At 78.3% G+C, this 3,467-nt stretch carries 3 protein-coding genes; 2 read left to right on the top strand and 1 reads right to left on the bottom strand.

Translation table 11 applies throughout. The features are described from left to right. Nucleotides 1-174 precede the first annotated feature (174 nt). Entirely contained in the window at nt 175-1,782 is a 1,608-nt protein-coding gene (locus GTR00_RS17090; protein ID WP_166612787.1) for a methyl-accepting chemotaxis protein, read from the top strand. Between the two features lie 13 nt (nt 1,783-1,795). Here the strand turns inward: GTR00_RS17090 and GTR00_RS17095 are convergent, their stop codons facing one another. Continuing rightward, a complete protein-coding gene (locus GTR00_RS17095) occupies nt 1,796-2,746 on the bottom strand; it encodes a LysR family transcriptional regulator ArgP (protein WP_323132561.1) in 951 nt (316 codons plus the stop codon). Between the two features lie 73 nt (nt 2,747-2,819). On the opposite strand from GTR00_RS17095, the gene GTR00_RS17100 reads away from it, so the two are divergent. After that, the gene (locus GTR00_RS17100; RefSeq protein WP_166612789.1) at nt 2,820-3,437 is read left to right on the top strand and encodes a LysE/ArgO family amino acid transporter; all 618 of its coding nucleotides are present in this window, start codon (nt 2,820-2,822) and stop codon (nt 3,435-3,437) included. Nucleotides 3,438-3,467: the final 30 nt, after the last annotated feature.

The following is a 3,467-nucleotide window of genomic DNA, read 5'->3' on the forward strand; positions in this document are numbered from 1 at the left end:
CCCGCCGCAGCGTCCCCGTCGACCACGACGCCATCCTGCCGCGCGCGGGTCCAGGCGCCCGTCCGCGGAGCCAGGCGCCCGCGCTCGGGTTCAGGCGCCCGCGCGCGGTGCCGATGGTGGTGGGGCACGGGTGAGCAGTCACCCGGCCCCCCGGTCCACGGAAGGACACCCCCCATGTCGTCCCTGCTGCGCCGCCTGCGCGTGGGCGCGCGCCTCGCGCTCGCCTTCGGCGTCGTCCTCGCCCTCCTCCTCGCCACCGGGGCCACCGCCCTGCTGAGCATCTCCGAGCAGTCGCGCTCCCTGGCCGAGCAGCGCGACCTGGGCCGGCTGCTGCACTTCGTCGACGAGCAGCGCTTCTACGACGCCGACGTCAGCGGCTGGCAGGCCGCCTACGCCTGGGACGCGCGCCGCCTGGGCCCGGCGGCGGCCGTGGAGGCCTCCTCCGCCAACCGCGCCGGCTTCCTGGCCTCCGAGGAGGCGCTGATGGAGACCCTCGACGCCGCGCCCACCGCCCTCATGAGCGCCGACGAGCGCGCGCTGGCCGGGGACGTGGAGTCGCTGTGGGAGGACTACTTCGCCTCCGACGACCGCGCCGTGCAGCTGTACCGCTCCGGCGACGTGGCGGCCGCCGAGACCGAGGTGCTGGAGGTCGGCTTCGCCGCCTACGCCGACATGCTCGCCGCCACGCAGGAGCTGGCCGCCTCCGTGGACGAGCGCGCCACCGCCGCGGCCGCCGCCGCCGACCGCGCCGCCGACCGCAGCCGCACCCTGGTGCTCACCACCCTCGTGCTGGCCGCCGCGCTCACCGTGCTGATGCTCGTCGCCCTCACCCGCAGCCTCGTCGGCCCGCTGCGCCGCAGCCGCGACGAGCTGCGCCGCGTCGCCGAGGGCGACCTGACCGTGGCGCCCGTCGTCGACGGCGGCGACGAGTTCCGCGAGATGGCCGAGGCGCTGGAGGCGGCCGTCAGCGCCACCCGCCGCACCGTCTCCGACGTCGCCGGCGGCGCCCACGAGGTCGCCGCCATGGCCGACGACCTCGCCGGCCGCGCGCAGGCCCTGGCCGACGCCAACCGCCGCACCGCCGGCGAGGCCGACCGCGCCGCCCGCTCCGCCGACGCGGTCTCCTCCGACGTGGCCACCATCGCCGCCGGGGCCGACGAGCTGGGCGCCGCGATCAACGAGATCTCCTCGGGCATGGCGCAGTCGGCGACGGTGGCCCGCGAGGCCGTGGAGGCCGCCGAGTCCACCCGCGCCACCGTCGCCGACCTGGGCGAGGCCACCCGCGCCATCGCCTCGGTGGTGGGCACCATCACCGCGATCGCGGAGCAGACGAACCTGCTGGCGCTGAACGCCACCATCGAGGCCGCCCGGGCGGGGGAGATGGGCAAGGGCTTCGCGGTGGTGGCCGGGGAGGTCAAGGAGCTGGCCCAGCAGACCGCGCAGGCCACCGAGGACATCACCCGCAAGGTCGCCGCCATCGAGCGCGGCAGCGACGACGCGGCCGCCACCATCGGCCGCATCGCCGAGATCATCGCCCGCATCGACGACCACCAGGCCACCATCGCCGCCGCCGTGGAGGAGCAGACCGCCACCACCGGCGAGCTGGCCCGCACGGTCTCCGGCGCGGCCGGCGGGGCGCAGGAGATCGCCGGGGTGCTCTCCGGCGTCGCGGGCGCCAGCGCCTCCGACCGCGCCAGCCTGGAGCAGGTGCGGACCTCGGTGGAGGCGCTGCGCGAGACGTCCGGGCGGCTGCGCGAGTCCGTGGGGGCCTTCCGCGTCTGAGCCGGTGCCCGGGTCAGCGCTGCAGGTGCCGGTGCGCGGCGGCGGTCACGGCGGCCGCCACGCGGTCCAGCGACGCCGAGCGCAGCTTCCACTGCTGCCAGTGCAGCGCGACGTCCACCGCGCCGGAGGGGTCCAGGTCCACCAGGGACCCCTCCGCCCGCTCGGCGCCGCCCTGCAGGTCGGGCACCATGCCCCAGCCCAGGCCCAGGCGCACCGCGGTGAGGAAGTCCGCGGTGGAGGGCACCCGGTGCACCGGCGGGTCCAGCGGGCCCAGCGGGTCCAGCGGGCCCGCCGGGTCCCGCGGCTCGCGCGCGCGCCGGCGCAGGTAGCGGTGCTGCAGGTCGTCCTCGCGGTCGAAGACCACCACGGGCGCGCGCGCCAGGGCCTCGACCGCCGGGCCCCGCGGGAACCAGCGCCGGGCGAAGGCCGCCGAGGCCGTGGGCCGGTAGCGCACGGCGCCCAGGCGGGTGACGGAGCACCCGGCCACCGGGTCGGGGTCGCTGGTGATCGCCGCCACCACGGTGCCCGCGCGCAGCAGGTCCGCGGTGCGCCCCTCGTCCTCGCGGTGCAGGTCGAAGCACACCGAGCCGGCCAGCGGCGCCAGGGCGGGCAGCACCCAGGTGCCCAGGGAGTCGGCGTTGACGGCGATCGGCAGGGTCTGCACGCGCTCGCCGCCCGGCGGCCCGGGCGCCGCGCCGGCGTCCAGCTCGTCCAGGGCGTCGCCGGCCAGCAGCTCGACCTGCCGGGCCAGGCGCAGCAGCACCTCGCCGGAGGCGGTGGGCCGCACCGGCTTGCTGCGCACCAGCAGCACCCGGCCGGTGGCCGCCTCCAGGGCCCGCAGCCGCTGGCTGACCGCCGAGGGGGTCACGTGCAGGGCGCGGGCGGCGGCCTCCAGGGTGCCGCCGTCCACCGCCGCGCTCAGGGCGCGCAGCTGCGCCAGGTCCAGGGTCGAGGACAGGTCCACGACAGCGACGCTAACGGTGCTGAAGGAACGTGAGCTTCTCTTCACGGAGGGGCGCGCCTACGGTCGCCGGGTGCTGCCCGACCTGCCCGACCTCCTCGCCGCCGCCTCCGGCCTCGGGCTGGGCCTGTCGCTGATCGTGGCGATCGGCTCGCAGAACGCCTTCGTGCTGCGCCAGGGCCTGCGCCGGCAGCGGGTGGGGGCGGTGGTGCTGGTGTGCGTGCTCTCCGACGTCGTGCTCATCGCCGCCGGCGTGGCCGGCGCCGGGGCGGTCGTGCGCGGCCACCCGGGGGTGCTGAGCGCGGTGCGCGTGGCCGGGGCCGCCTTCCTGGCCGCCTACGGGCTGCTGGCCGCGCGCCGGGCGCTGCGCCCGCAGGCGCTGGACGCCGGGGGAGGGCGCGCGCCGGCGTCGCTGGGCGCCGCGGTGGGCACCGCGCTGGCGCTGACGTGGCTGAACCCGCACGTCTACCTGGACACCGTGGTGCTGCTCGGCTCGATCGCGCAGAGCCACCCCGGGCGGCAGTGGTGGTTCGCCGGCGGCGCCGCGCTGGGCAGCGCGCTGTGGTTCACCGCCCTGGGGCGCGGGGCGGCGCTGCTGCGCCCGCTGTTCGCCCGCCCGGGCGCCTGGCGGGTGCTGGACGCGCTGATCGCCGTGGTGATGCTCGCGCTGGCCGCCTCGCTGCTGGCCGCCTGACCCGCCCGGCCGCCCGCCCGGCCGCCCGCC

This window comes from Kineococcus indalonis (assembly GCF_009906395.1).
Classification (GTDB): Bacteria; Actinomycetota; Actinomycetes; order Actinomycetales; family Kineococcaceae; genus Kineococcus; species Kineococcus indalonis.

Bases quoted from the DNA above. Each gene is read 5' to 3' on its own strand.
- GTR00_RS17090 (WP_166612787.1), top strand. From the start codon at position 175: ATGTCGTCCCTGCTGCGCCGCCTGCGCGTGGGCGCGCGCCTCGCGCTC.